This window comes from Ancylobacter sp. TW_SC_1 (genome assembly GCF_056836805.1).
Genome location: NZ_CM166365.1, coordinates 1166676 through 1191849, shown reverse-complemented (window position 1 = coordinate 1191849; position 25174 = coordinate 1166676). Strand labels below are relative to the sequence as shown.

Genomic DNA, 25174 nt, shown 5'->3' with positions numbered 1-25174 from the left:
TCAGCCCTTCACCAGCCAGATGACGATCCAGAGCAGCACGGTCAGGCCGATCGAACCGCCGATCGTCGCCTTGGCGAGCCGTTCGCGCCATTCCGGGCCGAAGCCCGCGCCGGTGTCCCAGACGAAGTGGCGGACGCCGCCGATCGCGTGGTGAATCAGCGCCCAGCTGTAGCCGACCAGCACGATCAGGCCGATCCAGCTGCCATAGAGACCGTTCACGCGGTCGAAGGCGTCGGCGGAACTCGCGGCGGCGATCAGCCAGACCACGAGCAACAACGTGCCGAAATACAACGCCACGCCGGTGATGCGGTGCACGATGGACATCATCATCGTGAGCATCGGACGGTAGATTTGTAGATGCGGGGAAAGGGGCCGCTCGGCCGCTCCTGCCATGTCGGTGTCCCAGATCACTCAGGAATGTGTAGTGTGCGTAGCGGAAACGATTGCAGTTCGCAATCATTCCAAAGGCGTTGTCTATCGTTCCTCCCGCGGCGCCCATTTTCCCGGTTGCGTCGCAGCAACCCCACCCTAGCGCAACGCTGGGCCCCCGCGTACCCCCCTGTCGCCGGTATTCCGGCAGGGCCGGCGAGCGGCGCGGAATCGGGCGATGACGGGGTGTTAACCATCTTCGCCATTTAATTGACGGAAATCGGCTGTCAGTACGGGTTTCAGCGAAACCCGCCGCGTTCGAGGTTGCGTCGCTCATGCATTTCGCGAAACCCAGCTGCCTGATCGGCGCATTGTTCCTGGCGGCCCTGCTGGGGATGACCACGCTCGTCGCGCCCGCCGCCTCGGCGCAGGCCGCCGACACGCTGCGCACCGTCGTCTCCGGCGGCATCAAGCGGGAATACATCCTGCACATGCCGCGGGGCGCCCCGGCCGGTCCCAAGCCGCTGGTGATCGCCCTGCACGGCGCGCTGCAGCCGGCCGGCATGATGCAGCGCTATCTCGATCTCGACGCCGTGGCCGACCGCGAGGGCTTCGTCGTCGCCTATCCCAAGGGCCTGAACCTGTTGTGGAACGACGGGCGCAGCTCCATCGCCGGCTTCATCCCGCTGCTGCAGAAGCGCGACGACGGCCGCTTCGTCGTCGACCTGCTCGACAAGCTCGCCGCCGACGGCATCGCCGACCCGTCGCGCGCCTATCTCATGGGCTTCTCCAATGGCGGCTTCCTCACCGCCTTCGTGGCCTGCCGCTACGCCGACCGATTCGCCGCCTTCGCCACCATGATGATGACGGTGCCGGTGGGCTATTCGGAGACGTGCCGGCCGGCCAAGCCCGTGCCGATCCTGCTGATGAACGGCACCTACGATCCCATCGTGCCGATGTTCGGCCGCCCGACGCCGGGGGCGCGGCTGATGTCGGCCAACGCCACCGCGGCGCTGTTCGCCCGGCTCGACGGCTGCTCGGCGCCCGAGCAGACCAGCGCCCCGCATGCCCGCATCACGCGCTGGAACAAATGCGCGCCGGGCGGCGCCGTCGCCTATTACGAGATCGCCGGCGGGCACCAGCCGCCTTCGCAATCGACCGGCGCCGTCGACGCGCTGGCCTCCGTGCTGCTCGGCCCGCGCCGCAGCGGGCTCGACGCGCCGCAGGAGATCTGGGCCTTCTTCGAACGCTTCGGCGGCGGCGCGACCCCGCCGGAACCGCAGATCGTGTCGGCCGATGCGCCCACCACCGCGCTCGCCTTGGCGGCGGTGCCGCTGCCGCCCGCCCGGCCGCCGATCCCGAACACGGTGGACTCGCTGGCCACCGCCTGGCAGGGCATCGTGCCCGCGCCGGGCCATCCGCAGGCGCCCGGCGCCGCGAGCAACGCCAGCGGCAGCCTCACCGTCCCCGCGCACGAGGCGCAGGCCGCCGCCATTCCGGCGGCGATCCCGCCCGCCACGCCGGCCCTGCACCGGCCGATCGTCGCCGGTGCGACCATGCCGCTGGCGCCGTATTTCGTCCCGGCCGACACGCTGGCGGTGTCCATGACCGCCGCCACCGCCGTCGTGCCGCTCCCGCCGCCCTCGCCGCTGCGGCAGCGCGCCGCAAGCGCGCGGTAAACCGGTGCATCGGGGCCGCACCGCCATCCTTTTGCCGTGAGCCCCGGCTTTACATCATCCCACCTGCCGGCGGCGGTCCGATTCGTCGGCCCGGCGGGTTGACGGCTGCGGCCGGCGACGGCATCGTCCCGGCCCAACCGCTTCGAGGGTAATTCAGAACCTCCGGAGTCATTGCGCCCGCCCCGGCGGACGCCAAGTCGAACAAGGTGCCCGTGGCCGGTCGACGACCGAGCGGCGGGACGTGGGGGACGCGGGGAAGCTTGTTGGAGACCAGGCGCGGACCATCTGGCGTGAGGCGCTCCCACCTCGCGGCGTTCGATCTCGGCGACGAGCCTCCGCTCGGCGTCGACGGCGACGCCGAGGAGCCGATCAATCGCCGCCGCATCTCGATCCGCTGGCTCATGGCCACGCTGCTGACCGGCATCTGCGGCGCCGCCCTGATGGGTGGCGCTGTCTATGCCGCGCTCGACGGCGAGTACCGTTTCGCCCAGACGCCGGAAACCGTGCGCTCGGCGCTGCGCGGGGCGCTGGCCGCCGGCGAGCGCCCCTCCAACGTCGCCCGCAAGGGCGACCGCATGTCGATCCTCTCCGAGAGCTTCAGCGCCAAGCAGACGCTTCGCCTGTCCACGACGGCGAAGGACGGCGACCGCGAGGTGATCAAGGTGCGCGCCGTCACCAAGGTCGCCACCAACCTCGCCCAGTCCATCACCTCCGCCTCGGTCGACGTGCCGCGCTTCAACCCGGCCAAGCTGATCGCCGAATCCTCGGATGCGGAAAACGCCGATTCCGTGCAGGCCGAGCCGACCGGCGACCTCACCATCGTCCTGCGCGACATCGTCCGCCTGCCGCCGAGCACGCGCTTCGCGGCCGAGCTGCCGATGGAGGATGTGCTGATGAAGGTGCGCGAGACCGCCGAGTTCAGCCAGCCGACCGCCGACAGCCGCGCGCCCGCCCTCCCCGGCCTCGGCCTGATGGCCTATGCGCCCTCGGGCGCCGCCGACCCCGTGAACGCGCTTCAGCAGCCGGAGAATGTCAGCTCGATCGACAAGTCGGCCGACGACGCCTCCGGCGGCAATGACTGGTCCGAGCGCACCGTCGTCGCCAAGTCCGGCGACACCGTCGCCTCGATCCTCACCGACATGGGCGTGTCCGAGGTCTCCGCGCGCGGCGCTGCCGCCGCCTTCGACACGCGCGAGCTGCAGGGGCCGCTGGCACCGGGGCTGCGCCTCAAGGTGCTGCTCGACAACGGCGCCGGCGGCGTGACGCCGCTGCGCATCGCGGTATTCGGCGAGAGCGGCCATCAGGGAACGGTGGCGCTGTCCGACATCGGCAAGTTCCTGCCCGTGCAGGAGACCGCCGACATGCAGGTCGCCGACATCGCGCCGGACGAGGGCGACGAGGAAGGCGGCGGGCGCGGCATCACGCTCTATGACAGCATCTGGGAAACCGCCCTGCGCCACGAGGTGCCGCGTCCCGTCATCGAGAGCATGATCCGGGTCTATTCCTTCGACGTGGACTTCCAGCGCCGGGTGCGCGCGGGTGATTCCTTCGAGGTGGTCTACGAGCCCGACGAGGCGGGCGGCGCCGGCGGCGTACTGTTCGCCGGCCTCGTGGTCGGCGGCGAGGAGCGGCGCTACTACCGCTACCAGACCCCTGATGACGGCCTGATCGACTTCTATGACGAAGCCGGCAAGAGCGCGAAGAAGTTCCTCGTGCGCAAGCCCATTTCCGGTGGCCAGCTGCGCTCCGGCTTCGGCATGCGCCGCCATCCCATCCTCGGCTACAGCCGCCTGCACTCCGGCGTCGACTGGGCCGACCGCACCGGCACGCCGATCTATGCCGCCGGCAACGGCGTCATCAAGAAGGCCGCCTGGACCTCCGGCTATGGCCGCCGCATCGAGATCCAGCACTCCAACGGCTATGTGACGACCTATTCGCACCAGTCCGGCTTCGCCAAGGGCATCCGCGAGGGCATGCGCGTGCGCCAGGGCCAGCTCATCGGCTATATCGGCTCGACCGGCCTCTCCACCGGCGCGCATCTGCACTATGAGGTGCTGGTGAACGGCCGCTTCGTCGACCCGATGCGCATCCGCCTGCCGCGCGGGCGCGCGCTCGACGGCCGCATCCTCGCCAGCTACGAGGACGAGCGCGAGAACATCGACGCACTGCTCAGCCACGGCCCGGCGGCCAAGATCGCCTCCGGCGCCGGCGCCCGCGACGGCGGCACCAACTGATGCTCGACGGGCCGCGCCTGAAACCGCGCTCCGGCCGGCCAGCGACCTCGCTGGTCGTGCTGCTGCACGGCTATGGCGCGGACGGGCGCGACCTCATCGACCTCGGCACCTACTGGGCGCCGCTGCTGCCCGACACCGCCTTCGTCTCGCCGCATGCGCCCGAGCCGCTGGCCATCGCGCCGGTCGGCCGGCAATGGTTCGGCTATGTCGAGCGCGACGACCGCGAACGCTGGAGCGGCGTGCAGAGCGCCCATGGCGCGCTCGACGCCTTTCTCGACGCCGAACTGGAGAGCCTCGGCCTGCCCGGCTCGCGCCTCGCGCTGGTCGGCTTCAGCCAGGGCACGATGATGGCGCTGCACACCGGGCTGCGCCGCAAGGTGGCGCCCGCCGGCATCGTCGGCTTCTCCGGCCTCCACGTGCTGCCGCCCGAGCGCGCCATGGCAGAGTTCGACGCTTCCATCACCGCCCGCCCGCCGGTGCTGCTGATCCATGGCGACCTCGACCAGGTGATCCCGCCGGTAGCGCTGCCGCGCGCGGTGGAAAGCCTGCAGGCGCGCGGCGTCGAGGTGCGTGCCCATCTGTCCAACGGCCTCGCCCACGGCATCGACCAGACCGGCCTGGCCCTCGCCGGAAATTTCCTCTCCGAGGTGCTCGCCTGACGGCGCCGCGATCCGGGTGTGGCCTCCATGCCGCGCCACGGCTGAATGCATGCAGGCGCTTCACAAGATTGACACGCTACATATAGAGTATCGCCGTGCGTCACGCGGCGCCGACTCGACACCGTGCTGACGCTCCTGATAGGGAGCGAGCGTTGACGGCGACTTTGTCTCCGGGTGCCTGGCCTGCCCTCGTGCTCAACGCCGATTACCGGCCGTTGAGCTATTACCCGTTGTCGGTCTGGTCGTGGCAGGACGCGATCAAGGCGGTGTTCCTCGACCGGGTGAACATCGTCGAATATTACGAACGGCAGGTCTCCAGCGCCACGTTCCAGATGCGCCTGCCGAGCGTGGTCTCGCTCAAGACCTTCATCCGCCCGTCGCGCCAGCCGGCCTTCACCCGCTTCAACGTGTTCCTGCGCGACCGCTTCACCTGTCAGTACTGCGACTCCCGCGAGGAGCTGACCTTCGACCACGTCATCCCGCGCTCGCGCGGCGGGCAGACGACGTGGGAGAACGTGGTTGCCGCCTGCTCGCCCTGCAATCTGCGCAAGGGCAGCCTGATGCCGGAAACCGCCCACATGCTGCCGCGCCAGAAGCCGTTCCAGCCGACGGTGTTCGACCTGCACCAGAACGGCCGGCATTTCCCGCCGAACTACCTGCACGACAGCTGGGTCGACTATCTCTACTGGGACACCGAGCTGGATCCGTGAGCGTCGTGCCGGGCGTCAATCCTTCGCCATGGCGCCCCACATGGCGACCACCAGGAGGGACGCCGCGATGAAGGCGTTGTAGCCGGCGAGCGACAGGCCGAGCAGCCGCCACGGCGCCTCGTCGCAGCGCACCACCCGCGCGCTCTGCAACTGGCCGAGAAGATTGCCGCCGCCCAGCGCCGGCCCGGCGCCGGAGCAGGTCTCCGGCCCGACCCAGAAGCCCCATTCCACGCCCGCATGATAGACCGCGAGGAAGGTGGCGAGCGCCATCAGCATGCCGGACAGGCCGAGCGCCACCCGCGCCAGTCCCGCCTTGCCGACGACGGCGCAGAGCGCGGCGATCAGCGCGACCGGCACGCCGACATAATAGGGAATGCGCTGCTCCAGGCAGAGCGGGCACGGGGCGAGGCCGACGACGAGCTGGAAGTACCACGCGCCCGCCAGCGTCCCGGCGCCGATGACGGCGACGATCAGCGCCGCCGTGACCTGCCGGTTGCGCAGGGCGGGCGAGGAAGGCGGCGCGCGGCGCGCGGCGGGCGAAGTGGCGGTCATCTGGAGCCCCGGTCTGGTAGGTTCACGCTACAACTAGCCGCCAGCTGCGGCGGCGCAAGTCACTTGTCGGCCAGCGGCTCACTTGTCGGCCATCGGCGGCGGATCGCCCCCGGATCGCCCTCCGATCGCGCGCCCTACTCCGCCAGCGCGAAACGCAGCCCCCGCGCCATCGCCGCCGGCAGGATCGAGGCGTGGTCCTCGCCGGCCATCAGCTCGAAGCGCACCTCGGCGTCAGGCCCCAGCTCGCGCGCCGCGCGCCCGGCGAAGGCCCGCGCGCGGTCGACCATCGCCCGGCGCGTCCGGCGCGCCGCCATCTCGCCCGCCTCCGGCCGCGCCGCCTGCCAGGGCGACAGCGCCTGTTCCCATTCGCCGACCATGATGGCGAGCCGCGGCGCCGCGGCGCGCGGAAGCGCCAGCCCCTCCAGCAGCCGCGCCTCGTCCCACCAGATCGAGGGGCTGACCGCGACATAGGAGCGGAACGCGCCGCTGGCGCGCGCCATCACGTCGAGCACGAACCAGCCGGCCAGCGAATGGCCGAACAGCGCCTGCCGGCGCGCGTCGACCGGCAGCTCGCGGGCAAGGCGCGGCTTGAGCGTGCCCTCGATGAAGGCGAGGAAGGCGTCGCGCCCGCCGGTCGCCTCATCGCTCCGCCCCGCGCCTTCCGCGCCCGGTCCGGCGGTATAGTCGAAGCGCCGCCGCGCCCGGTGGTCCTCGCCCGCGCCATAACCGATGCCGACGATGAGCGTCGGCGCGATGCCGGTCGCCTGCGGCCGCGCCGCGCCGCGCCGCATCACCTCGGCGAAGCTGGCGAAGCCGGCATCGGCGTCGAGCATGAAGACGGAAGGAAAGCCCGCCGCCGGCGCCTCGCCCGGCGGTCGCGACAGGAAGATGCGCCACGGCCGGCCGCCGCCCGGCGGGGCGAGGTCGAACCATTCGGCGTCGGGCAGCGTGACGGGGTTCATCGGCGGATGTCGCGGTGAAGGGAGGCCCATGCTCTAGCGCAAGGCGCGGTTCACGCAAGCGCGCCGGCCCAGAATGGAACCATTCCAGAAATTTCCCTGACCCAACAGGAACTTGACCCTCCTGCACCGCTCATGCAGAACCGTCCGAGTGCCGCCGAACGGCCGCCGGAGACCCGATGAGCACGCCCCCCGCCCGCACCGATGCCCGAACCGACACCCACGCGGCGGACCTCGCGGCCTATGCGCGGCTGGTGCGCCGGCGCGTCGCCATCGTCGCCGGGCTCGGCGCGCTGATGCTGCTGGCTCTGCTGTTCGACATCGCCACCGGCCCCTCGAACCTGCCGCTCGCCGACGTCGTCTCCGGCATCCTCGCCCCCGCCGCGCTCGACGCCCCCGCCCGCGTCATCATCTGGGAGGTGCGCCTGCCCTATGCGCTGATGGCGGTGCTGGTCGGCGCGGCGCTGGCGCTGGCCGGGGCGGAGATGCAGACCATCCTCAACAACCCGCTGGCCAGCCCGTTCACCCTTGGCGTCTCCTCCGCCGCCTCCTTTGGCGCGGCGCTGGCGCTGGTGCTGGGGGCAAGCCTACCCTTCCTGCCGGGCGACTGGAACCTGCCGGCCTTCGCCTTCCTCTTCGCCTTCGGTTCCGTGCTGCTGCTGCAGGCGATGGCCAATCTGCGCGGCACCGGGGTGGAGACGCTGGTGCTGTTCGGCATCGCGCTGGTCTTCACCTTCAACGCGCTGGTGGCGCTGATGCAGTATGTCGCCAGCCAGGAGGCGCTGCAGCAGCTCGTTTTCTGGAGCATGGGCAGCCTCTCGCGCGCGACCTGGGGCAAGCTCGGCGTGCTCGGCCTGGTCACGCTCGTCGTCGTGCCCTTTTCGCTCAAGGCCGCGTGGCGGATGACGGCGCTGCGGCTCGGCGAGGACCGGGCGCGCTCCTTCGGCATCTCGGTGGCGCGGCTGCGCTTCTTCTCGCTGCTGCGGGTCAGCCTGCTGGCGGCGACCTCGGTCGCCTTCGTCGGCACCATCGGCTTCATCGGGCTGGCGGCGCCGCACATCGCCCGCCTGCTGGTCGGCGAGGACCATCGCTTCTTCCTGCCCGCCTCCCTGCTGGCCGGCGCCGTTATCATGTCGCTCGCCTCGGTCGCCTCGAAGACGCTGGTGCCCGGCGCGCTGCTGCCGGTCGGCATCGTCACGGCGCTGATCGGCGTGCCCTTCTTCGTCGCCCTCATCTTCTCGCGGCGGGAGCGGCTGTGATGGAGGCGCCGCGGCTTCAGATCGCACAGCTCTCGGTCGGCTATGGCCGGCGCCGCATCATCGAGGATCTCAGCCTGCCGGCGATCGCGGGCGGCGGCGTCACCGCCCTCATCGGCCCCAATGCGGCGGGCAAGACGACGCTGCTGCGGGCGCTCGCCGGGCTCGTGCCGGCCAGGGGCGCGATCCGCCTCGACGATGTGGATCTGACCGGTCTTTCCGTCGCCGGCCATGCCCGCTTTGTGACCTACATGCCGCAGGCCCTGCCGCAGCGTGTCGCGCTCACCGTGTTCGAGGCGACGCTCTCGGCGCTCATGTCGTCGCGCGACGGCGCCATCTCCGCCGCCGAGGCGCGGGCGCGCGCCCTCGATGCCCTCGCCCGGCTCGGCATTTCCGATCTCGCCATGCGCGGCCTCGACGAACTCTCCGGCGGCCAGCGCCAGCTCGCCAGCCTCGCCCAGTCGATCGTGCGCGAGCCTTCCGTGCTGCTGCTCGACGAGCCGACCAGCGCGCTCGACATCCATCACCAGATGCGGGTGATGCAGCTGGTGGAGGAGCTGGCGCGCGAGCGCTCCATCATCGTCGTCATCGTGCTGCACGACATCGCCCAGGCCGCCCGCTATGCCCGGCGCATCGTCGTGCTGGAGAAGGGCGCCGTCGCCGCCGACGGCACGCCGGGCGAGGCGATCACGCCCGAAACCCTCGCCCGCGTCTACAAGGTGCAGGCGCGCGTCGAGCACTGCTCGCACGGCTTCCTGCAGGTGATCGTGGATCGCGCGGTTTAAGATTGGCCGGGAGCAGGCCCCGGTTAGATGAAGTTGCCAAAGAGTCGGGCGCTGGGTCCCGGATCTGCGTTCCGCCTGCGGCGTCACTTGTCCGGGACACGAAGGAAAACGGCTTCCCGGACTAGCGGCGCGTAGCGCAGCGCCGATCCGGGACCCAGCGCACGACTCTTCGGCGAAATCCTCTACCGCCTCACCCCCGCAGCGTCGCGCCGCCATCGACATAGAGATCGGCCATGGTGACATGGCCGGCACGGTCTGAGAGCAGGAACAGCACCGCGTCGGCGACGTCGTCGGGGCTCGCCAGCTTGGCGAGCGGAATGCCGGCCTTGAAGGTCTCCGGCGAGCCGGCGATCACCCGCGCAGCCCCGTTCTCGTCCGCCCACATGCCGGTCTGCATCGGCGTCAGCGTCGAGCCGGGGGCGACGATGTTGCAGCGTATGCCGTGCGGCGCCAGTTCCAGCCCGAGGCAGCGGGTGAACATGGTCGCCGCCGCCTTGGAGGCGGCATAGGCCGCCATGGCGTGGCGCGGAATGCCCGCCGCGTTCGAGCTCACCGTGACGATGGCGCCGCGCCTGCGCGCCTGCATTCCCCGCGCGACGGCACGCGAGACGCGGAACACCCCGGCGGCGTTGATGTCGAACACCCGCTCCCACTCCGCGTCGGACAGGCTCGCCACCGGTTCGGCGGAGAGCACGCCCGCCACATGGGCGAGCAGGTCGATCGGACCCACCTCGCGCTCGACACGCGCGACAAGGGCTTCCACCGCCGCGGTGGAGCGCACGTCGAGACGCGCCGCCTCGACGCCGGCGCCCAGCTTGGCGGCGAGCCCGCTCACGCCGGCCTCGTCCCGATCGCTCGCCACCACGCGCACGCCCTCGGCGTGGAGCTGGCGCACCACCGCCGCGCCGATGCCGCCCGCGGCTCCCGTCACCAGGGCGACCTTGCCGCTCAGACCGCTGTCGCGCATGCCGTGTCTTCCTTCTTTTCGATGTCATCGAGCACGCGCGCCAGCGCCGGAGCGACGACCGCCGTCGCCTCCGGCCCGGTGAGATGGGCGTGCAACGCCGGCACCTCCACCACCTCGACGCGCCCGGCATAGGGCCGCCACTGGTCGGGCGAGAGGTCGCGGTCCCGATGGTCCAGCGCGGCGCGGAAATGGGTGATGGCCCCCTCATGGCGGCGGTGGAAATGCCCGCGCACCAGCCGGTTGTTGCCGGCCACCACCCGCACCACGCCGTCGAGCGCGGCGTCGGGCAGCCGGCCCAGCGGGCTGTCGGTCGCGCGCAGGAAGGCCAGTACCGAAGCCCGGTTCAGCGCCAGCGCCGGCAGCCGGTCGGGGTCGTGGCCGGCGATGGCGATCAGCGCCTTCAGCGCGCCGTCCTCGCCGGGGTCGGGCTCGCCGCGCCAGACGTCGGCGGGGTAGGAATCCAGCATCGCCAGCATGCCCACCCTTTCGCCGACATCGGCGAGCCGCACCGCCATCGCCTGGGCGATGATGCCGCCGACCGACCAGCCGAGCAGATGGTAGAGGCCGTGCGGGCGCACCGCCCGGATCCGCGTCACATAGTCGGCGGCGAGCGCCTGCAGGCTGCCCGGCGTCGCGACGCCGGGGGCGAGCGCCGGCGCCTGCACGCCGTAGACCGTGCGTCGCGGCGAAAGCGTCCGCGCCAGCCGGCCATAGCACCAGGCGATGCCGCCGGCCGGATGCACGACGAAGAGCGGCGGCAAGGCGGGATCGCCCTCGACAAGCGTGATCAGCGGCCCCAGCCCGGCATCCTCCTGCCGCTCCTCGGCGTCGATCAGCCGGGCGAAGCCCTCGACGCTCGGCTGGGCGAACAGCGCGCCGAGGCCGGGGTCGCGGCCCCATTCCTCGCGCACCCGCAGCAGCAGCGCGACGGCGCTGAGCGAATCCCCGCCGAGCGCGAAGAAATCGTCCTGCGCCGCCACCGGCGCGTCGAGCCGCAGCTGCTCGGCGAACAGCGCGGCGAGCCTCCTCTCGCTCGCCGTTGTCGGCAAACGGCTTCCCGAGCCGGCGAAGTCCGGCGCCGGCAGCCCCTTGCGGTCGAGCTTGCCATTGGCGTTGACCGGCAGCGCGTCGAGTGCGACGAAGGCGGCCGGCACCATGTAGTCCGGCACATGCGCCGCCACATGCGACCTCAGCCCGGCCAGGTCCGCGCCCGGCTCGGGCACGACATAGGCGACGATACGCGTCGCGCCGCGGTCCTCGCGCGCGACGATGCCCGCCTGCCGGACGACGCCGGACGACATCACCGCCGCCTCGATCTCGCCGAGCTCGATGCGCAGGCCGCGTATCTTCACCTGATGGTCGGAACGGCCGAGAAACACCACCGCCCCGTCCGGCCGCCACAGCGCGAGGTCGCCGGTCGCATAGATCCGCTCGCCGGGACGGAACGGATCGGGCCGGAAGCGCTCGGCCGTCAGGTCCGGCCGGCCGAGATAGCCGCGCGCCAGCTGCACGCCGCCGAGAAAAAGGTGCCCCGGCACGTCGGGCGGCTGCGGCCGGCCCTGCTCGTCCAGCACATAGAGCCGGGTGTTCCAAACGGGAAAGCCGATCGGCACCGGGCGCGTGTGGTCGTCGGCGCCGGCGGGCCAGAAGCTCACATCCACCGCCGCCTCGGTCGGCCCATAGAGATTGTGCAGCTCGGCGCGCAGCGTGCGGTGGAAGCGCTCGCGCAGATCGGCCGGCAGTTCCTCGCCCGAGCAGAACACGCGGGCGAGCGCCAGCCCTTTCGCGGCGGGCTCGGCGAGGAAGGCGGCGAGCATGGAGGGCACGAAATGCGCCGTGCTGATCGCCTCCGCGCGGAGGATCGCCGCCAGCGCCACCGGGTCACGGTGCGCCTCCGGCGGCGCGACGACGAGGCAGGCTCCCGCCATCAGCGGCAGGAAGAACTCCCACACCGAGACGTCGAAGGTCGCCGGCGTCTTCTGCAGGATACGGTCGGCGGCCGTGAAGCCGTAATGCACCCGCATCCATTCGAGCCGGTTGACGATGGCGCGGTGCTCGATCACCACCCCCTTGGGCTCGCCCGTCGAGCCGGAGGTGTAGATCACATAGGCCGCGTCACCGGGCTGCGGCGCGGGCAGGGCGAGGCCCGACGGCACGCGCGCCCAGTCGACCGGCGCCAGCACCTTCGCCTTGCCGGCGAAGCGGTGGGCGTCCTCCGCCCGCGCCAGCACGAGGCGCGGCGCGGCCGAGGCAAGGATGCGGGCGAGGCGCCCGTCAGGCTGCGAGAGGTCGAGCGGCAGATAGGCGAGCCCGGCCCGCAGCACGGCGACCAGCGCCACCACCAGTTCGAAGGAGCGCGGCAGCGCCACCGCGACGAGGCCGCCTTCTCCCGCCGCCACAAGCTGCTCGGCCAGCGCCCGGCTGCGCGCCTCCAGCGTCGAATAGTCCATCGTCTCGCCGGAAAAGCGCAGCGCCGGCGCGTGCGGCGTCGCCGCCATCGCCGCCTCGATCAGCGCCGCGAGCGTCGTGTCGGGCAGCGTGTGGTCGGTGGCGTTGAGTTCGACGATGTGCCGGCGCGCCTCCTCGGGCGTCGCGGTCGGCACGTCGTCGAGCCGCGCAGCGGCGCTCGCCGCCGCGATGAAATGCCTGAGCCGCGCGGCATGCGCCTCGACGCCCGCGATCTCGTAAAGGTCCGGATTGGCGTCGACCTCCAGCCGAAGCCCGTCGGCGCCGTGCAGGCGGAAGGTGAAGGTGATGTCCTCCACCGGCCCGGTCGACAGCACCTCGAGCCGGCTCGACAGCCCCATGAATCGCGGCGTCTCGTCGAAGGGCAGCAGGTTGATCAGCGGCCCGTGCAGCCGGCGCTGGCCACCAATCAGCTTGAGGTCGCGGCGCAGCTGCTCCGAGCGATAGCGCCCATGCCGGCGAGCGCGGGTGAGGCTTTTCGCGACCGCACCAAGATAGTGATCAAGACCCTCTTCCCCCGCCACATCGACCCGCAGCGGCAGCACATTCATCAGCATGGACGGCACGCGCGCCGCCGCGCTGCCGAGCCGCGCCATGAAGGGCACGCCGACGACGACCTCGGGCGTGCCGGTGTGACGCCCGACATAGGCGGCGACCAGCGCGGTCACGACATCCGGCCACGGGATGCCGGTGCGCTCGCCCAAGGCCCGCAGCCGGCCGAAGGCGTCCGCGTCGATCTCCGCCGCGCGGCGGTGGAAGCGCGGCGCGCTCGCCGGATTGCCGGCGGTGAGGCTCGCCACGTCGGGCCGGTCGGCAAAGAGCTCGCGCCAATAAGCGCCGTCCTTCTCCCGCCTGTCGGAGGCGCGGTAGGCCGTGTCCTCGGCGAAGGCGGCGGCGATGCCGGGCAGCGGCGCGCCGGGCTCGGTGCCACGCCGGCGGGCATTGTAAAGCTCGGCCACACGCTGGGTGAGCAGGATCATCCCATAGCCGTCAATGGCGAGATGATGGATGCGCTGCTGCCAGACATGCCGCTCCGGCCCCAGCACGAACAGCCGCTCGGCGGCGAGCGGGTCGCGCGTAGGGTCGATCGGGGTCGCCATGTCGCGAGCGATGTCGGCCCGCGCCGCCGCGAGCGGATCGTCCGCCTGCGAGAGGTCGATCACCTCCAGCACTGGCCGGTTGGCCGGATCGACGCACTGCACCGGGCCGCCCGCCGCATCGACCATCCGCAATGACAGCGCGTCCGCCTCGGCCACCGCCTGCGCCAGCGCGGCTTCGAAGGCGGCGCGGTCGAGCGGGCCGGCCATGTCGATAGACTGGCCGGTATTGAACAGCGGATTGGCCGGGTCGAGCCGCTGCGCGTACCACAGCCCCGACTGCGCCTCGGTGAGCGGAGTGGCCGCGAGCGGATAAGCCTCAGGCGGATGCCCCTCGCCGGGCTGGTCGCTCATGATGTCAGCTGCCCCGCGCGCGCTGCCGGGCGTCGACCAGTGCCCACCAGCCGTCGAGCGTCGGGTTCTCGGCGAATTCGGAGAATTCGAGTTCCAGCCCGCCCTCGCTCCACAACAGCACGAGATTCATCGCCCGCATGGAATCGAGGCCGAGATCGATCAGGCTGTCGCCGCCGGCGATCTCCTCGGGATCCTCGTGCAGCATCCTGGCGATGTCGGCGCGCATCCTCTCGCGCGTCACCGGCGCGGCGGGGGTGACGATGCGCTTGATGTCGCCGGGCTCGATGGCCATCACAGCACCTCCAGGATTTGCGCGGTGGTGCGCGGCACGCCGCAGACATCGGCGACATAGGACAGAGCGAGGTCGTGCCGGGCGCGGGAGAAGTCCGCCACCGCGTCGGCGGCCATGAACGGCTCGATGTCGCGCATGAAGGCGTCCGCCGCGGTCAGCGTGCAGCCGATATGGGCATAGACGCCGCAGACGACGAGCTGGTCGCGCCCGCGCGCGCGCATCAGCGTCTCCAGATTGGAGCGCTGGAAGGCGCTGTAGCGGTGCTTCACCAGCATGAAGTCGCCATCCTGCGGCGTGAGCGCCTCGACAATGGGCTGGTGCTCGGGCGCCCCGCTCATGCCCGGCCCCCACAGATCGGCCTGCAGCCCCCGGTCGCGCCGGTCCTGGTCGCCCTCCTGCGCGGTGTAGAACACCGGCACGCCGGCCTTGCGGGCGGCGGCGGCGAGCGCCGCGATATGGACGATGACCGGCGCGAGGGGCGACGCATCGGGCGTGAAGACGCGCAGGAAATAGTTCTGCATGTCGTGGATCAGCAGCGCCGCGCGGTTCCGCTCAAGCGTCCACGGCGCGCGCGGCGCGGGCAGTTCGTCCGCGCGGGGAAGACCATAGGGGGAAATCGTCGGCAGGCCCTTGGCCGTCATGCTCACGCTCAGGCTCCCGCTTTTTCAAGGAAGCGCCGGCGCAGGCTGGCGCGCAGCTGCTTGCGCGAAACCTTGCCCACCGCCGTGGTCTCGAAGGCATCGACGAAGACGATCTGGTCCGGCACCTTGAAGTCGGCAAGGCCGCGCGTGCGCATCCACGCCTTGAGCGCCGCCGCCTTCGGCCTTTCTCCCTGGGGGATGACGAAGGCGCAGGAACGCTCGCCGAGGAAATCGTCGGGCAGCGAGACGACGGCGGCATCGAACACGCTCGGGTGGCCGAGCAGATGGTCCTCGATCTCCTCGGCCGAGATCTTCTCGCCGGCGCGGTTGATGTGGTCGCCCGCGCGGCCCTGCACGACGAGGTAGCCTTGCGGCGTGCGCTTCACCACGTCGCCGGTGCGGTAGAAGCCGTCCGGCGTGAAGGAGCGGGCATTGGCCCCGTCATTATTGTGATAGGCGCGGATCGTGTAGGGCCCGCGCGTCAGCAGATTGCCGGCCTCGCCTTCCGGCACCGGGTGGCCCGCATCGTCGAGGATCAGCACCTCGTCATCGGGGCTGATCGGGCGACCCTGCGTGGAGACGATGATCTCCTCGGGGTCGTCGAGCCGCGTATAGTTCACCAGCCCCTCGGCCATGCCGAACACCTGCTGCAGCGTGCAGCCGAGCTCCGGCTTCACCCGGCGCGCGGATTCGGTGAGAAACTTGGCGCCGCCGACCTGCAGCACCTCGAGCGAGGAGAGGTCGTGCGCGCTCCCTACCGCCGCCTGCAGCCAGAGCAAAGCCAGCGGCGGCACCAGCCCGGTGATCGTCACGCCCTCGCGGGCGATCAGCGGGAAGGCCACCTCCGGGCTCGGCGAGGGGGCGAGCACCACGCGCGCGCCGGCATAAAGCGCGCCGAACACGCCGGGCGAGCTCATCGGGAAATTATGCGCCACCGGCAGCGCGGCGAGATAGACGCTTTCCGGCGTCAGGCCGCAGATCTCGGCGCTGGCGCGGAACGAGTAGATGTAGTCGTCATGGGTGCGCGGAATGAGCTTGGAGAGCCCCGTCGATCCCCCGGAAATCTGCAGGAAGGCGACCTCGGAGGGGTCGGCATCCGCCGGCAGCGGCGCCTCGCTCTGCGGCAGCGCGTCGAGGGCGACGAACGGCCCGCCCTCGCCCACCACCACGACATGCGCGACATCCGGCACCTCGCCGCGCACGGCTTCCGCCAGCGCGCAATAGTCGAAGCCGTCATGCCGGTCGGCGACGATATAGCCGCGCGCCTCGGCGGTGCGGGCGAAATGCACGATCTCGACGAGGCGATGCGCCGGCAGCGCATAGACCGGGATCAGCCGGGCGCGGAACAGGCCGAACACCACGGAAAGGAATTCCGCAATGTTGGGCAATTGCACGACGACGCGGTCGCCCGGCGCCAGACCCAGCGCCAGCAGGCCGCGCGCGATACGCTCGGCGCGCGCTTCCAGCTCGCCGAACGTCCAGCGATGCGCGCCGCCGACCACGGCGATGTGGTCGGGCATCTCGGCCGCGCGCTGGCGCAGGAAACTCGAAAACGTCTCGCCGCGCCAGTAGCCCCTGGCGCGGTAGAGGGCGGCGAACTCCGCCGGCCAGACTTGCGACAGCGGCTTCATACTCGTTCCTCCGGCAGGACGCGGCCGTCCTCGTCAATGCCGAGGGCACTCAGCAGGGCGGCGAACTTGGCCGAGGTTTCCTCGCCCTCGGCGGCCGGGTCCGAGCCCGGCACGATGCCGGCGCCGGCGTAGAGCCGCGCCTCGCGACCGACGATCTCGGCGCAGCGAATGGCGACGTGCCAGTCGCCGTCGCCCAGAGCGTCGCACCAGCCGACCGCGCCGGCATAGAAGCCGCGCTCATGGCCTTCCAGCTCCGCGATGCCACGGGCGGCGGCGGCACGCGGCGTGCCACAGACGGCGGGCGTGGGATGCAGCAGCCCGGCCAGATCGAGCGACGACATCGACGCGTCGCGCAGGCAGCCGGAAATCGGCGTGCCGAGGTGCCACATGCTCGCGGTCGCCGCGATCTGCGGCGCGTCGGGCGCGGTGAGCGCCGCGCAGTAGGGCGCGAGCTGGTCGAGGATCGCCACGACCACTTCCCGATGCTCGCGCCGGTCCTTGTCCGAGGCGAGCAGTCCCTCGGCGGCGGCGCGGTCGGCGCCCGCTTCGCGCGAGCGGCGGGCCGAGCCGGCCAGCGGCCGCGAGGTGATCGCCGCGCCGCGCTTCGCCACCAGAAGCTCCGGCGTCGCCCCGATCAGCGCCCGCGCGCCCCGCTCCGCCGCCAGCGGCACGCAGAAGGCGGTGACGCTCTCATCCTCCGACAGCGCCCGCAGCAACGCGCTGGCGTCGATCGCCCGGTCGGCCACAAGCCGCAAGCTGCGCGAGAGCACGATCTTGCGCAGCCCTTCCTCATGCCCTTCCATCCGCGCCAGCGCCTGCGCCACCGCCGCCCGGTAGGCGGCGAGCGACGGCTCCGCCGTCACCCGCCAGCGCGGCGCCGGGGCCTCCGGCCGCACCAGCGCGGGCGGCGGGAAGGCGGCGGCGAAGCACGACCGCCCGGCACTGCGCGACAGCTCCGCCGGCCGGTAGAGATGCGCCGGCGCGGCGCTGTCGAAGGGGAGAGCCCCGACGACGAGGCGCGGGCCGGCGGCCTCCTCGGCAAGCAGCGCCCGGACCCGTTCGCCGAGCGGCGCCGGCCCCGCCCCGACGAGGCCGAGGCAGCCGCGGCCGACGACGGTCTCTTCGCTAGACACCAGCGCGAACGGCAGGGCGGGAGCGAAGGCCGCCTCGTTCGCGGCCGCCTTCTCCGCGCCATCGCGCATGCGCATCGCTCCGTGGGGAACCGTCATCGGGCAGTCCGGGCTCCGGCGTGGTGGGCTCAGGGCTTGATCAGCGTGACGGTGTCGCCATAGGGGTCGACCATCGGCACGGGACGCGGGCGCTGGCCCTCGCCGCCGGCCGGCGGCGCGCCGGCGGGAGCGGAAGCCGGCTGCGCCGCAGGGGCCGCGCCGGCGGCGGGCGGCGCCGGCGGGCGCGGACGGCCGGCGGTCTTCAGCTTGTTCGAGACATAGACGTTGCCCGTGGCGGCATCGACCGCGACGGTCTGCGGCATCGAGCCGGTCACGACATTGGCGATCGGCTCCAGCGTCTTGGTGTCGACGAGCGACACGAAGCCGCCCTGCCGGTTGGTGACGTAGAGGAGGCTGCGCTGCGGATCGATCGCGACGCCGAGCGCGCCGCCGCCGGTCGGGATCTTCTTGATCACCTTGCCGTCCCTGGCATCGAGCGCGACCACCTCGCCCGAGCCTTGATGGGCGACGAAGACCTGATTGCCCGAGGCATCGTAGGCGAGGTTGATGGCCCCCTCGCCGCCCGAGGGGAACCGGTTGGTCACCTTCTTGGTGGCGAGGTCGACCACGACGACCTCGTTGGCCTGCAGCGCCGAAAGGAAGAGCCGGTTGTTCTTCGCGTCGAGCGAGATGCCGGCGATGCCGCCCGGAATGTCGTCGATGCTGTCGACGATCTCCTTCTTGGCGCCATCGACGATCCACACCGCGCTCGGCTTGTCGCGCGTGCCGAGCACGGTCACATAGGCGCGGTTGGCGGCCTCATCCACCGCGACTTCCCGCACATGCGCCTTCTCGCCCTTGGTCAGCTTGGCGACCACCTTGCCGCTAGCGAGGTCGATCACCGCCAGCGAGCCGTCGCGGGTCTGGGTGCCGTAGAGCGTCTTCGTCGTGTTGTTGATGCCGAGGCCGAACACCGGATCGTCGCCGAGCGCGATGGTCTCCCTGGTTTCCAGCGTGGTTGGATCGAGCGCGTAGACGAAGGTCTCGTTCGCCCCGCGCGTGCCGGCCGCCGCGACATAGACGCGGTTCATCGGCGCGCTGAAGACGAGCTCGTAGAGGCCCGCGCCGGGCTTCACCGATCTGACGAATTCAGGGTCGGCCAGCGCCGTCCCGGCAAGGCCGACCACCGCGACGGTGGCGAGGGCGAAGGCCCGCAGGCGGGGCCGGGCAAAGGTCGCGTCGATCGGCATGACGTTTCTCCATGGATGGGTCAGGTCGGGTTGGCAGGCGCGCCGCCCCCGGCGAGCGGCGCGTATCAGTCGAGATCGATCCAGTTCGGCCCCTCGATCGGCACGGCGAGGAAACGCGCGTTCACCTGCGCCACCGTCGCGTCGACATCGAGCCCGGCGAAGCGTTCGGGATGGATCCACTTCGCCAGGATCTCGACGGTGAAGAGGTCGAGCGGGGAATTGAGCAGTTGGTGCGAGAGGCCGTGGACGCGATGCGCGCGCACCGCCGCCAGCCCGGCGAAGCCCGGCCGGGCGACGACGCGGGCCAGCGTCTGCCGCGCCTGCGCGGCGCTGTATTCGGGCCCGATCAGCAGCCCGCCCGTGCCTTCCATATGGCTGCCGCCGGTGGCGATGTAGACCTGCGGGTCCTGGGCGATGACATATTCGAGGTTGAGCTTGCCGAAGGCGCGCGGGATCACCGCCGCGCCGATATTGGTGCCGCCCACCGCCTCGATGATGTCGCCGACATTGCCGCGCCCGGGGGAATTGCAGCAATCCGCCGTCATCGCGGCATGCGGTTCGAGGAAGACGCGCGGACGCTCGTCCGGCTTCAGCCCCGCGAGCTTCGCCCGCACCGCGTCGAGGCGGGCACGGCGGAAGGCGATGAAATCCGCCGCCTGCGCCGCCCGCCCGGTCGCCGCGCCGAGCAGAGCGAGGCTCGGCTCCAGATTGGTCAGCGGATGGGTGAAGAAGTCGATCACCACCACCGGGATGCCGGCCGCCTCGATGCGGGCGCGCTCCTCCGGCGAGGGCTGCGCGCCGAGCGAGAATACGGCAAGGTCCGGCCGCGCCGCCACCACCTGCTCGACCGACAGCGCGCCGGCCGAGCTCGCCACCTTGGCGAGGGTCTCGATGGTGGGGAACTTCGCCCTGTAGGCCTCGTAGGTGCGCGTGCCGATGCGGTTGATGTCGCGCGGCCAGGCGGCGAGCACGCTCACCGGGTCGGGATGGATCAGCGCCAGCGCGATGAGAAAGCGCCCGTCGTCGATCAGCAGCCGGTGCGCCGGCGCCGCGAGCGTCACCGCGCGCCCGGTCACGTCCCGGAGCGCGATCTCGGCGGCGGCCGGACGCGGTAGGCCGAGAAAAGCCAGGCCCAGCACCAGCAGCAACCCGCGACTTAGAGCCGGCCAAAGGGCAGAAGATGGGCGGGAATCACGAGGCATGAACGGAAGACACCGGACGAGAAGTGCTTTTGTCGCCGCCTAATCCCTCCGGAGAGCACGCAATGTCAACTAAACAATTTGTAATTGCTTATTTTTAATTAGTCTAATGTAGATTTAATTGACGTAACTGTCGCATTCTACTTTCCGTAACGTGCAATGTCTTCGCCTGACGTCATCAACTTCCCGAATCCCCGCCGCTGACCCCGCCGAAATGCCGCGTCGCCAAACCGACGCAGATTTCTGGCAAGCATGTCCACGCGCCCCGCCAGCTTCGGACGAGCGCGCCGGTGCACCGGCGTTTTCGCGTTTCCCTCTCGAATTCGGGCGGACGATTGGATAAACGGGGAAGCAAGGCCCACGGGCGGCGGCTCCTCACCCACCTCGCCGCCGGGAATCAGACTGAGAGCACTCCATGCGCGTTGCGATGATCGGTACGGGCTATGTCGGCCTGGTCTCCGGCACCTGCTTCTCGGACTTCGGCCACGAAGTCGTCTGCGTCGACAAGGACGCCTCGAAGATCGAGCGTCTCAAGGCCGGCGAGATACCGATCTTCGAACCGGGCCTCGATGACCTCGTGCGCCGCAACGCCGCCGACGGCCGGCTGCAGTTCACCACCGAGCTGGCCGAGGCGGTGCGCGAGGCGGAAGTGGTGTTCATCGCCGTCGGCACGCCCTCGCGGCGCGGCGACGGCCATGCCGACCTCTCCTATGTCCACGCGGCGGCGCGCGAGATCGCCCGCGCGGCGAACGGCTTCACCGTGGTCGTCACCAAGTCGACCGTGCCGGTCGGCACCGGCGCCGACCTCGAGCACATCATCCGCGTCGAGGCGCCCGAGGCCGACATCGCCGTCGTCTCCAACCCGGAATTCCTGCGCGAGGGCGCGGCGATCGAAGATTTCAAGCGGCCGGACCGCATCGTCATCGGCACCAGCGACCCGCGCGCCCGCGACGTGATGACGGCGCTCTACCGTCCGCTCTCGCTCAACGCGGCGCCGCTCCTATTCACCGAGCGCAACACCGCCGAGCTGATCAAATATGCCAGCAACGCCTTCCTCGCCATGAAGATCACCTTCATCAACGAGATGGCCGATCTGTGCGAGAAGGTCGGCGGCAACGTGCAGGAAGTGGCGCGCGGCATCGGCCTCGACCGCCGCATCGGCTCGAAATTCCTCCATGCCGGGCCGGGCTATGGCGGCTCCTGCTTCCCCAAGGACACCCTCGCCCTCATGCGCACCGCGCAGGAGGCCGGCAGCCCGCTGCGGCTGATCGAGACCGTCACCACCGTCAATGAGAGCCGCAAGGCGGCGATGGGCCGCCGCGTGCTCGACGCCATCGGCATCCCCCCGCGCGGCGCCACGGTGGCGGTGCTCGGCCTCACCTTCAAGCCGAACACCGACGACATGCGCGACAGCCCGGCGATCAACATCGTCCAGTCGCTCCTCGACCGCGGCGTGCGCGTGCGGGCCTACGATCCCGTCGGCATGAACGAGGCGAAGAAGGTGCTGCCCACCGAGGTCACCTATGCCGAGAGCCCCTATGAGTGCGCCGAGGGCGCGGACTGCCTCGTCATCGTCACCGAATGGGACGCCTTCCGCGCGCTCGACCTCGACCGGCTGAAGACGCTGCTGCGCCAGCCCATCGTGGTGGACCTGCGCAACATCTATCCCTCGGGCGACCTCGTCGGGCGCGGCTTCAAATATGTCGGCATCGGCCGCGGCGCCGAGGACTGAAGCCTTCCCATGCCGGCGGTGGGCTACTCCGCCGCGGCGGGAAGCATCACCATCATGCGCGGCCCCGCCGCCACCGGCACGCGGCGGTCGCAGGCCGGAGCGGCACTCAGCTCGGCGATGCACAGCGCATCGTCCGCCCAATTGGCCACCACGAGCACCCCGCCGGGCGTGATCACCGCGCCCTCGGGGTAATCCCCCACCTTCATCTCGCCGACGACCGCCCGCGTGGCGCGGTCGAGCAGCGCGACCTTGCCGCTCTGCTGGTTGGTCACCGCGAGGCGGGCGCCATCGGCCGTCACCGCCACGCCATAGGGCATCAACCCGACGCGGACCCGCGCCACCTCGCGCGCGCCGGCCGTCTCAACGATGGAAAGATCGTTGCTCTGGACGTTGGCGACGTAGAGTTCGCTGCCGTCCGGCGCGAGGGCGAGCGCGAACGGCGCGCGGCCCACGGGAACCGTCGCGACCCGGCGCATCGCGGCGATGTCGACCACGCTCACCTGGTTGCTCTCGCGGTCGGCGACATAGGCGCGGCCGGCCTTGTGGTCGACCACGAGCCCGGCGGGCGAGCGGCCGAGCGAGGCCCGCCCGGTCTCCCGGCCGGTCGCCGCGTCGAGGCGGATCAGCGCATTGGCACTCCAGTCGCTGACCAGCAGCGTCCGCCCCTCCGCCACGACGGCGATGCCGAAGGGTTCCTGGCCGACCGGAACGCTGCCGACGGCGCGCCGCGTCGCGACATCGACCCGGGTGACGAGGCCGAGATCCGGATGCGTCACGAACAGCGTGCGCCCGTCGGCGCTCGCCGCGACGCCGGCCGGCACGCGCGGCAGCGCGATCTCCGCCACCACGTTGCCCGCCGCGACATCGACCAGCGTGACCTTGGCTCCCTGCTGCGACACCACCGCGACGGTGGGCGGCGCCCCGCCGGCCAGCGCCGCCAGCGCGCAGGCCAGCCCGGACGCCAGCGCCAGGACGACGAGCGCCAGGGCGACGAGCGCGCAGCGCAGGCGCAGCCGCGTCACTTGCCGTTCGCCTTGGCCTTCAGCCCTTCGAGGCCCTGCTTGATGAAATCGGTCATCGCCGCGACGGCGGCGGCGTCGTTGCGATCCTCCGGCGGCTCGTTGGTGGTGTCGGCCCGGTAGAAGCGTGCGCTCCAGGCGACCTCGCTGCCGCCGGCGGCCGGCTTCACCTCGATGGTCTCGGTGTAGAAGCTGACCGGAATCGCCTCCGCATTCTCCTTCAGCAGGCGGTAGGAGATGCGCTTGGCGCCGGCATCGACCTCGTCCAGCCCCTCGGTGACCTCGCCCTTGTCGAGCGTGAGCACGCGCTCGGCGCCGGCCGCCTCGCCGCCGGTGGCGGTGACGTTCTTCACCAGCGGGTGCCAGGTGCCGATGTCGCCGAACTTTGAAACCAGCTCCCACACCACCTCCGGCGGCGCGGCGATGACGAGGGTTTCGTCGGCGCGCTGCGGCGTCGGACCGTGCGCGAAGGCCAGAGCCGGGCCAAGCAGCAGCAGGCCGAACGCAAGCGCAAGTCTTTGAAGCATCGTCTTTTCCTTCATTGGGTGGGAAGCCGGTCCGGGCGCCGCGAGGTGGCGGCGCCGAGGCCGAAGAGAATGGCAAGGCAGAACAGCGCCAGCGCGGCCGGCACGATGGCGGCATCGACCCGCACCTCGACCGGACGCGGGCGCGTATCGACCTCGACGGCGGCCAGAAGCGAAGGCGCGGTGCCGAGCGCAAGGAAGCCGAGCCCGGTCTGCGCGGCGAGCGCGCGCAGATGCTCCTCGCGCATCGCGCTGAGATGCTCGGTGCCCGAGGCCGGCTCACCGCCCCAGGGCGCGTTGCGCGGATTCCAGCCGGCCCGCGAGGCCGCGTCCGCCGGCGGCGGGCCCATGCGGTTTTCCTGCGGCACGTCCTCTTCCGCGTAGAAACCGACCTCGCGCCCGTCCGCGTCGAACTTCGGAATCGGCGAGGGCTCGGCGCCGCCGACGCCGACGATCAGCCCGGCCACCTCGCCCGGCTTGCCGTCGAAGGCGGGAAGCGCGCCCCCCGCCAAGGGCGGCGCCTCATGGCCGTCGCTCATGAAGACGAGGTCGGCCTTCAGGCCGGCGGCGAGGGCCAGGCCGGCATGGACGCCGCGCGCGACATAGCTGTCGCCCTCCCACGCCATGCGCCAGTCGAGGCCGTCTATGGCGCCGTCGATGGCGGCGAAGTTCTCGCAGACCTCGGCCGGCTCGAAGAGCAGGAAGCTGCGCCGCTCGGTGAAGATGGCGAGCCCGAGCCGCGACTGGCAGGGCAGCCCGGCCAGGATGTCGCGCGCGCCCTGCTTGGCCGCGGCGAGACGCGACGCCGGCGCGCCATCGACGGCGGCATCACGCACGTTCATGCTGCCGGTCACGTCGATGACCAGCACGATGTCGCGCACATTGCCGGTCAGGGCGATGCGCGGGGCCAGCAGCGCCGCCAGGATGGCCAGCAGCGCGGCCAGCAGCAGCCAGCTCCGCCAGTCGCGCGGGATCAAGGCGACGGCGGCCCTCCCAACGCTGCGCGCGGCCGTGCCCATGGTCGTGCTCATGGCCGTGCTCATGGCAGCCCCTGCGGCACGCCCGGGAGATCCGTCCACAGCCGCTTGGCGGCCTCCGGCGGCATCTCCTCGCCGTCGACGTCGATCTGCGGGAAGTCGCGCACCAGCCGCATGGCGACGTCGAAATTGTATTTGGCGTCCCACAGGCCGGGATCGAGCGTCAGCGCGCGGCGGTAATTGTCCTTGGCGAGGCGCACCAGCGGGATCGCCGGGTCGATCCGGTTGGAGCCGAGATGGTCGATCGCCACGCGCAGCCGCGCATTCGCCATGTCGTAGAGCGCGGCGACGGCGAGCCGCCGGTCCTCGCCCGAGGCCAGCCGGTTGAGCAGCGGCTGCGCTTCGTCGAGCCGGTCGCGCACGGCGAGGAAATGCAGCCGCGCGAAGAGCAGTTCCGGTGGATCGTCCGGACCGACGGCAAGGTCATGGCCGGAGACCAGCGAGGCGATCAGCGCATTGTCGCGCTGGTCGACGAAGAGCCGACCGCCGAACCAGGCCGCCGCCGCCAGGCTGAGCGCCAGCACGAGAGAACTCGCGAGGATGACGAGGCGTCCCGCGCTCATGGCACTCTCCCAACACCGCACGGCGTACTG

22 protein-coding genes are annotated in these 25174 nt (G+C 71.3%); 7 read left to right on the top strand and 15 right to left on the bottom strand.

Annotated elements, in window-relative coordinates:
- Positions 1 to 393 (bottom strand): succinate dehydrogenase, cytochrome b556 subunit, encoded by a 393-nt coding sequence (gene sdhC, locus AC1PZ7_RS05550; protein ID WP_482358510.1) that lies wholly within the window; start codon positions 391 to 393, stop codon positions 1 to 3.
- A gap of 311 nt (positions 394 to 704) precedes the next feature.
- On the opposite strand from sdhC, the gene AC1PZ7_RS05545 reads away from it, so the two are divergent.
- The 4 genes from AC1PZ7_RS05545 (at position 705) to AC1PZ7_RS05530 (ending at position 5651) form a co-directional block, all read left to right on the top strand.
- The gene (locus AC1PZ7_RS05545) at positions 705 to 2048 is read left to right on the top strand and encodes a CE1 family esterase (RefSeq protein ID WP_482358509.1); all 1344 of its coding nucleotides are present in this window, start codon (positions 705 to 707) and stop codon (positions 2046 to 2048) included.
- 290 nt (positions 2049 to 2338) lie between these two features.
- Positions 2339 to 4282 carry a peptidoglycan DD-metalloendopeptidase family protein gene (locus tag AC1PZ7_RS05540; protein ID WP_482358508.1) on the top strand — a complete coding sequence of 648 codons (1944 nt, stop codon included), beginning with the start codon at positions 2339 to 2341 and terminating at the stop codon, positions 4280 to 4282.
- A complete protein-coding gene (locus AC1PZ7_RS05535) occupies positions 4282 to 4941 on the top strand; it encodes an alpha/beta hydrolase (protein WP_482358507.1) in 660 nt (219 codons plus the stop codon). The genes AC1PZ7_RS05540 and AC1PZ7_RS05535 overlap by 1 nt, the downstream gene beginning before the upstream one ends.
- Positions 4942 to 5093: 152 nt before the next feature.
- On the top strand, positions 5094 to 5651 hold the full coding sequence (locus tag AC1PZ7_RS05530) for an HNH endonuclease (protein ID WP_482358506.1): 558 nt from the start codon (positions 5094 to 5096) through the stop codon (positions 5649 to 5651).
- A 15-nt stretch (positions 5652 to 5666) separates the two neighbouring features.
- On the opposite strand, the gene AC1PZ7_RS05525 is transcribed toward AC1PZ7_RS05530, so the two are convergent.
- Both AC1PZ7_RS05525 and AC1PZ7_RS05520 read right to left on the bottom strand, forming a co-directional pair.
- On the bottom strand, positions 5667 to 6203 hold the full coding sequence (locus tag AC1PZ7_RS05525; RefSeq protein WP_482358505.1) for a disulfide bond formation protein B: 537 nt from the start codon (positions 6201 to 6203) through the stop codon (positions 5667 to 5669).
- A 134-nt stretch (positions 6204 to 6337) separates the two neighbouring features.
- Entirely contained in the window at positions 6338 to 7165 is an 828-nt protein-coding gene (locus AC1PZ7_RS05520) for an alpha/beta hydrolase (protein ID WP_482358504.1), read from the bottom strand.
- Between the two features lie 176 nt (positions 7166 to 7341).
- Between AC1PZ7_RS05520 and AC1PZ7_RS05515 the strand changes: the two genes are divergently transcribed.
- Entirely contained in the window at positions 7342 to 8421 is a 1080-nt protein-coding gene (locus tag AC1PZ7_RS05515; RefSeq protein ID WP_482358503.1) for a FecCD family ABC transporter permease, read from the top strand.
- On the top strand, positions 8421 to 9203 hold the full coding sequence (locus tag AC1PZ7_RS05510; protein WP_482358502.1) for an ABC transporter ATP-binding protein: 783 nt from the start codon (positions 8421 to 8423) through the stop codon (positions 9201 to 9203). The genes AC1PZ7_RS05515 and AC1PZ7_RS05510 overlap by 1 nt, the downstream gene beginning before the upstream one ends.
- A gap of 190 nt (positions 9204 to 9393) precedes the next feature.
- Here the strand turns inward: AC1PZ7_RS05510 and AC1PZ7_RS05505 are convergent, their stop codons facing one another.
- From AC1PZ7_RS05505 to AC1PZ7_RS05470, 8 genes are all read right to left on the bottom strand, one after another.
- A complete protein-coding gene (locus tag AC1PZ7_RS05505; protein WP_482358501.1) occupies positions 9394 to 10170 on the bottom strand; it encodes a 2,3-dihydro-2,3-dihydroxybenzoate dehydrogenase in 777 nt (258 codons plus the stop codon).
- The gene (locus AC1PZ7_RS05500; RefSeq protein WP_482358500.1) at positions 10152 to 14087 is read right to left on the bottom strand and encodes an amino acid adenylation domain-containing protein; all 3936 of its coding nucleotides are present in this window, start codon (positions 14085 to 14087) and stop codon (positions 10152 to 10154) included. The genes AC1PZ7_RS05505 and AC1PZ7_RS05500 overlap by 19 nt, the downstream gene beginning before the upstream one ends.
- Positions 14088 to 14091: 4 nt before the next feature.
- Positions 14092 to 14379, bottom strand: coding sequence for a phosphopantetheine-binding protein (locus AC1PZ7_RS05495; protein WP_482358499.1), 288 nt, complete (start codon positions 14377 to 14379; stop codon positions 14092 to 14094).
- Positions 14379 to 15020, bottom strand: coding sequence for an isochorismatase family protein (locus tag AC1PZ7_RS05490; RefSeq protein WP_482359573.1), 642 nt, complete (start codon positions 15018 to 15020; stop codon positions 14379 to 14381). Before AC1PZ7_RS05490 ends, AC1PZ7_RS05495 begins: the two co-directional genes overlap by 1 nt.
- Before the next feature lie 8 nt (positions 15021 to 15028).
- A complete protein-coding gene (locus AC1PZ7_RS05485) occupies positions 15029 to 16651 on the bottom strand; it encodes a (2,3-dihydroxybenzoyl)adenylate synthase (RefSeq protein ID WP_482358498.1) in 1623 nt (540 codons plus the stop codon).
- Positions 16648 to 17880 (bottom strand): isochorismate synthase, encoded by a 1233-nt coding sequence (locus AC1PZ7_RS05480; protein ID WP_482358497.1) that lies wholly within the window; start codon positions 17878 to 17880, stop codon positions 16648 to 16650. The genes AC1PZ7_RS05485 and AC1PZ7_RS05480 overlap by 4 nt, the downstream gene beginning before the upstream one ends.
- Positions 17881 to 17909: 29 nt before the next feature.
- Positions 17910 to 19070 (bottom strand): YncE family protein, encoded by a 1161-nt coding sequence (locus tag AC1PZ7_RS05475; protein WP_482358496.1) that lies wholly within the window; start codon positions 19068 to 19070, stop codon positions 17910 to 17912.
- A gap of 65 nt (positions 19071 to 19135) precedes the next feature.
- Complete coding sequence (locus AC1PZ7_RS05470; protein WP_482358495.1) at positions 19136 to 20209, bottom strand: ABC transporter substrate-binding protein; 1074 nt, start codon at positions 20207 to 20209, stop codon at positions 19136 to 19138.
- A gap of 475 nt (positions 20210 to 20684) precedes the next feature.
- On the opposite strand from AC1PZ7_RS05470, the gene AC1PZ7_RS05465 reads away from it, so the two are divergent.
- On the top strand, positions 20685 to 22001 hold the full coding sequence (locus AC1PZ7_RS05465; RefSeq protein ID WP_482358494.1) for a UDP-glucose dehydrogenase family protein: 1317 nt from the start codon (positions 20685 to 20687) through the stop codon (positions 21999 to 22001).
- Positions 22002 to 22024: 23 nt separating this feature from the next.
- On the opposite strand, the gene AC1PZ7_RS05460 is transcribed toward AC1PZ7_RS05465, so the two are convergent.
- Genes AC1PZ7_RS05460 through AC1PZ7_RS05445 form a run of 4 tightly spaced genes read right to left on the bottom strand, consistent with a single transcriptional unit; the run spans position 22025 to position 25144 of the window.
- A complete protein-coding gene (locus AC1PZ7_RS05460) occupies positions 22025 to 23023 on the bottom strand; it encodes a YncE family protein (protein ID WP_482358493.1) in 999 nt (332 codons plus the stop codon).
- On the bottom strand, positions 23020 to 23547 hold the full coding sequence (locus AC1PZ7_RS05455) for an SRPBCC family protein (RefSeq protein WP_482358492.1): 528 nt from the start codon (positions 23545 to 23547) through the stop codon (positions 23020 to 23022). Before AC1PZ7_RS05455 ends, AC1PZ7_RS05460 begins: the two co-directional genes overlap by 4 nt.
- An 11-nt stretch (positions 23548 to 23558) precedes the next feature.
- A complete protein-coding gene (locus tag AC1PZ7_RS05450) occupies positions 23559 to 24563 on the bottom strand; it encodes a vWA domain-containing protein (protein ID WP_482359572.1) in 1005 nt (334 codons plus the stop codon).
- Positions 24564 to 24583: 20 nt separating this feature from the next.
- Positions 24584 to 25144 carry a hypothetical protein gene (locus AC1PZ7_RS05445; protein ID WP_482358491.1) on the bottom strand — a complete coding sequence of 187 codons (561 nt, stop codon included), beginning with the start codon at positions 25142 to 25144 and terminating at the stop codon, positions 24584 to 24586.
- Positions 25145 to 25174: the final 30 nt, after the last annotated feature.

Coding starts and splice junctions, on each gene's coding strand:
- AC1PZ7_RS05495 (WP_482358499.1), bottom strand. CDS start 14,379: ATGGCCATCGAGCCCGGCGACATCAAGCGCATCGTCACCCCCGCCGCG.
- AC1PZ7_RS05485 (WP_482358498.1), bottom strand. CDS start 16,651: ATGAAGCCGCTGTCGCAAGTCTGGCCGGCGGAGTTCGCCGCCCTCTAC.
- AC1PZ7_RS05475 (WP_482358496.1), bottom strand. CDS start 19,070: ATGCCGATCGACGCGACCTTTGCCCGGCCCCGCCTGCGGGCCTTCGCC.
- AC1PZ7_RS05480 (WP_482358497.1), bottom strand. CDS start 17,880: ATGACGGTTCCCCACGGAGCGATGCGCATGCGCGATGGCGCGGAGAAG.
- AC1PZ7_RS05490 (WP_482359573.1), bottom strand. CDS start 15,020: ATGACGGCCAAGGGCCTGCCGACGATTTCCCCCTATGGTCTTCCCCGC.
- AC1PZ7_RS05525 (WP_482358505.1), bottom strand. CDS start 6,203: ATGACCGCCACTTCGCCCGCCGCGCGCCGCGCGCCGCCTTCCTCGCCC.
- AC1PZ7_RS05445 (WP_482358491.1), bottom strand. CDS start 25,144: ATGAGCGCGGGACGCCTCGTCATCCTCGCGAGTTCTCTCGTGCTGGCG.
- AC1PZ7_RS05455 (WP_482358492.1), bottom strand. CDS start 23,547: ATGCTTCAAAGACTTGCGCTTGCGTTCGGCCTGCTGCTGCTTGGCCCG.
- AC1PZ7_RS05520 (WP_482358504.1), bottom strand. CDS start 7,165: ATGAACCCCGTCACGCTGCCCGACGCCGAATGGTTCGACCTCGCCCCG.
- AC1PZ7_RS05510 (WP_482358502.1), top strand. CDS start 8,421: ATGGAGGCGCCGCGGCTTCAGATCGCACAGCTCTCGGTCGGCTATGGC.
- AC1PZ7_RS05505 (WP_482358501.1), bottom strand. CDS start 10,170: ATGCGCGACAGCGGTCTGAGCGGCAAGGTCGCCCTGGTGACGGGAGCC.
- AC1PZ7_RS05450 (WP_482359572.1), bottom strand. CDS start 24,563: ATGGGCACGGCCGCGCGCAGCGTTGGGAGGGCCGCCGTCGCCTTGATC.
- AC1PZ7_RS05465 (WP_482358494.1), top strand. CDS start 20,685: ATGCGCGTTGCGATGATCGGTACGGGCTATGTCGGCCTGGTCTCCGGC.
- AC1PZ7_RS05515 (WP_482358503.1), top strand. CDS start 7,342: ATGAGCACGCCCCCCGCCCGCACCGATGCCCGAACCGACACCCACGCG.
- AC1PZ7_RS05535 (WP_482358507.1), top strand. CDS start 4,282: ATGCTCGACGGGCCGCGCCTGAAACCGCGCTCCGGCCGGCCAGCGACC.
- AC1PZ7_RS05545 (WP_482358509.1), top strand. CDS start 705: ATGCATTTCGCGAAACCCAGCTGCCTGATCGGCGCATTGTTCCTGGCG.
- AC1PZ7_RS05500 (WP_482358500.1), bottom strand. CDS start 14,087: ATGAGCGACCAGCCCGGCGAGGGGCATCCGCCTGAGGCTTATCCGCTC.
- sdhC (WP_482358510.1), bottom strand. CDS start 393: ATGGCAGGAGCGGCCGAGCGGCCCCTTTCCCCGCATCTACAAATCTAC.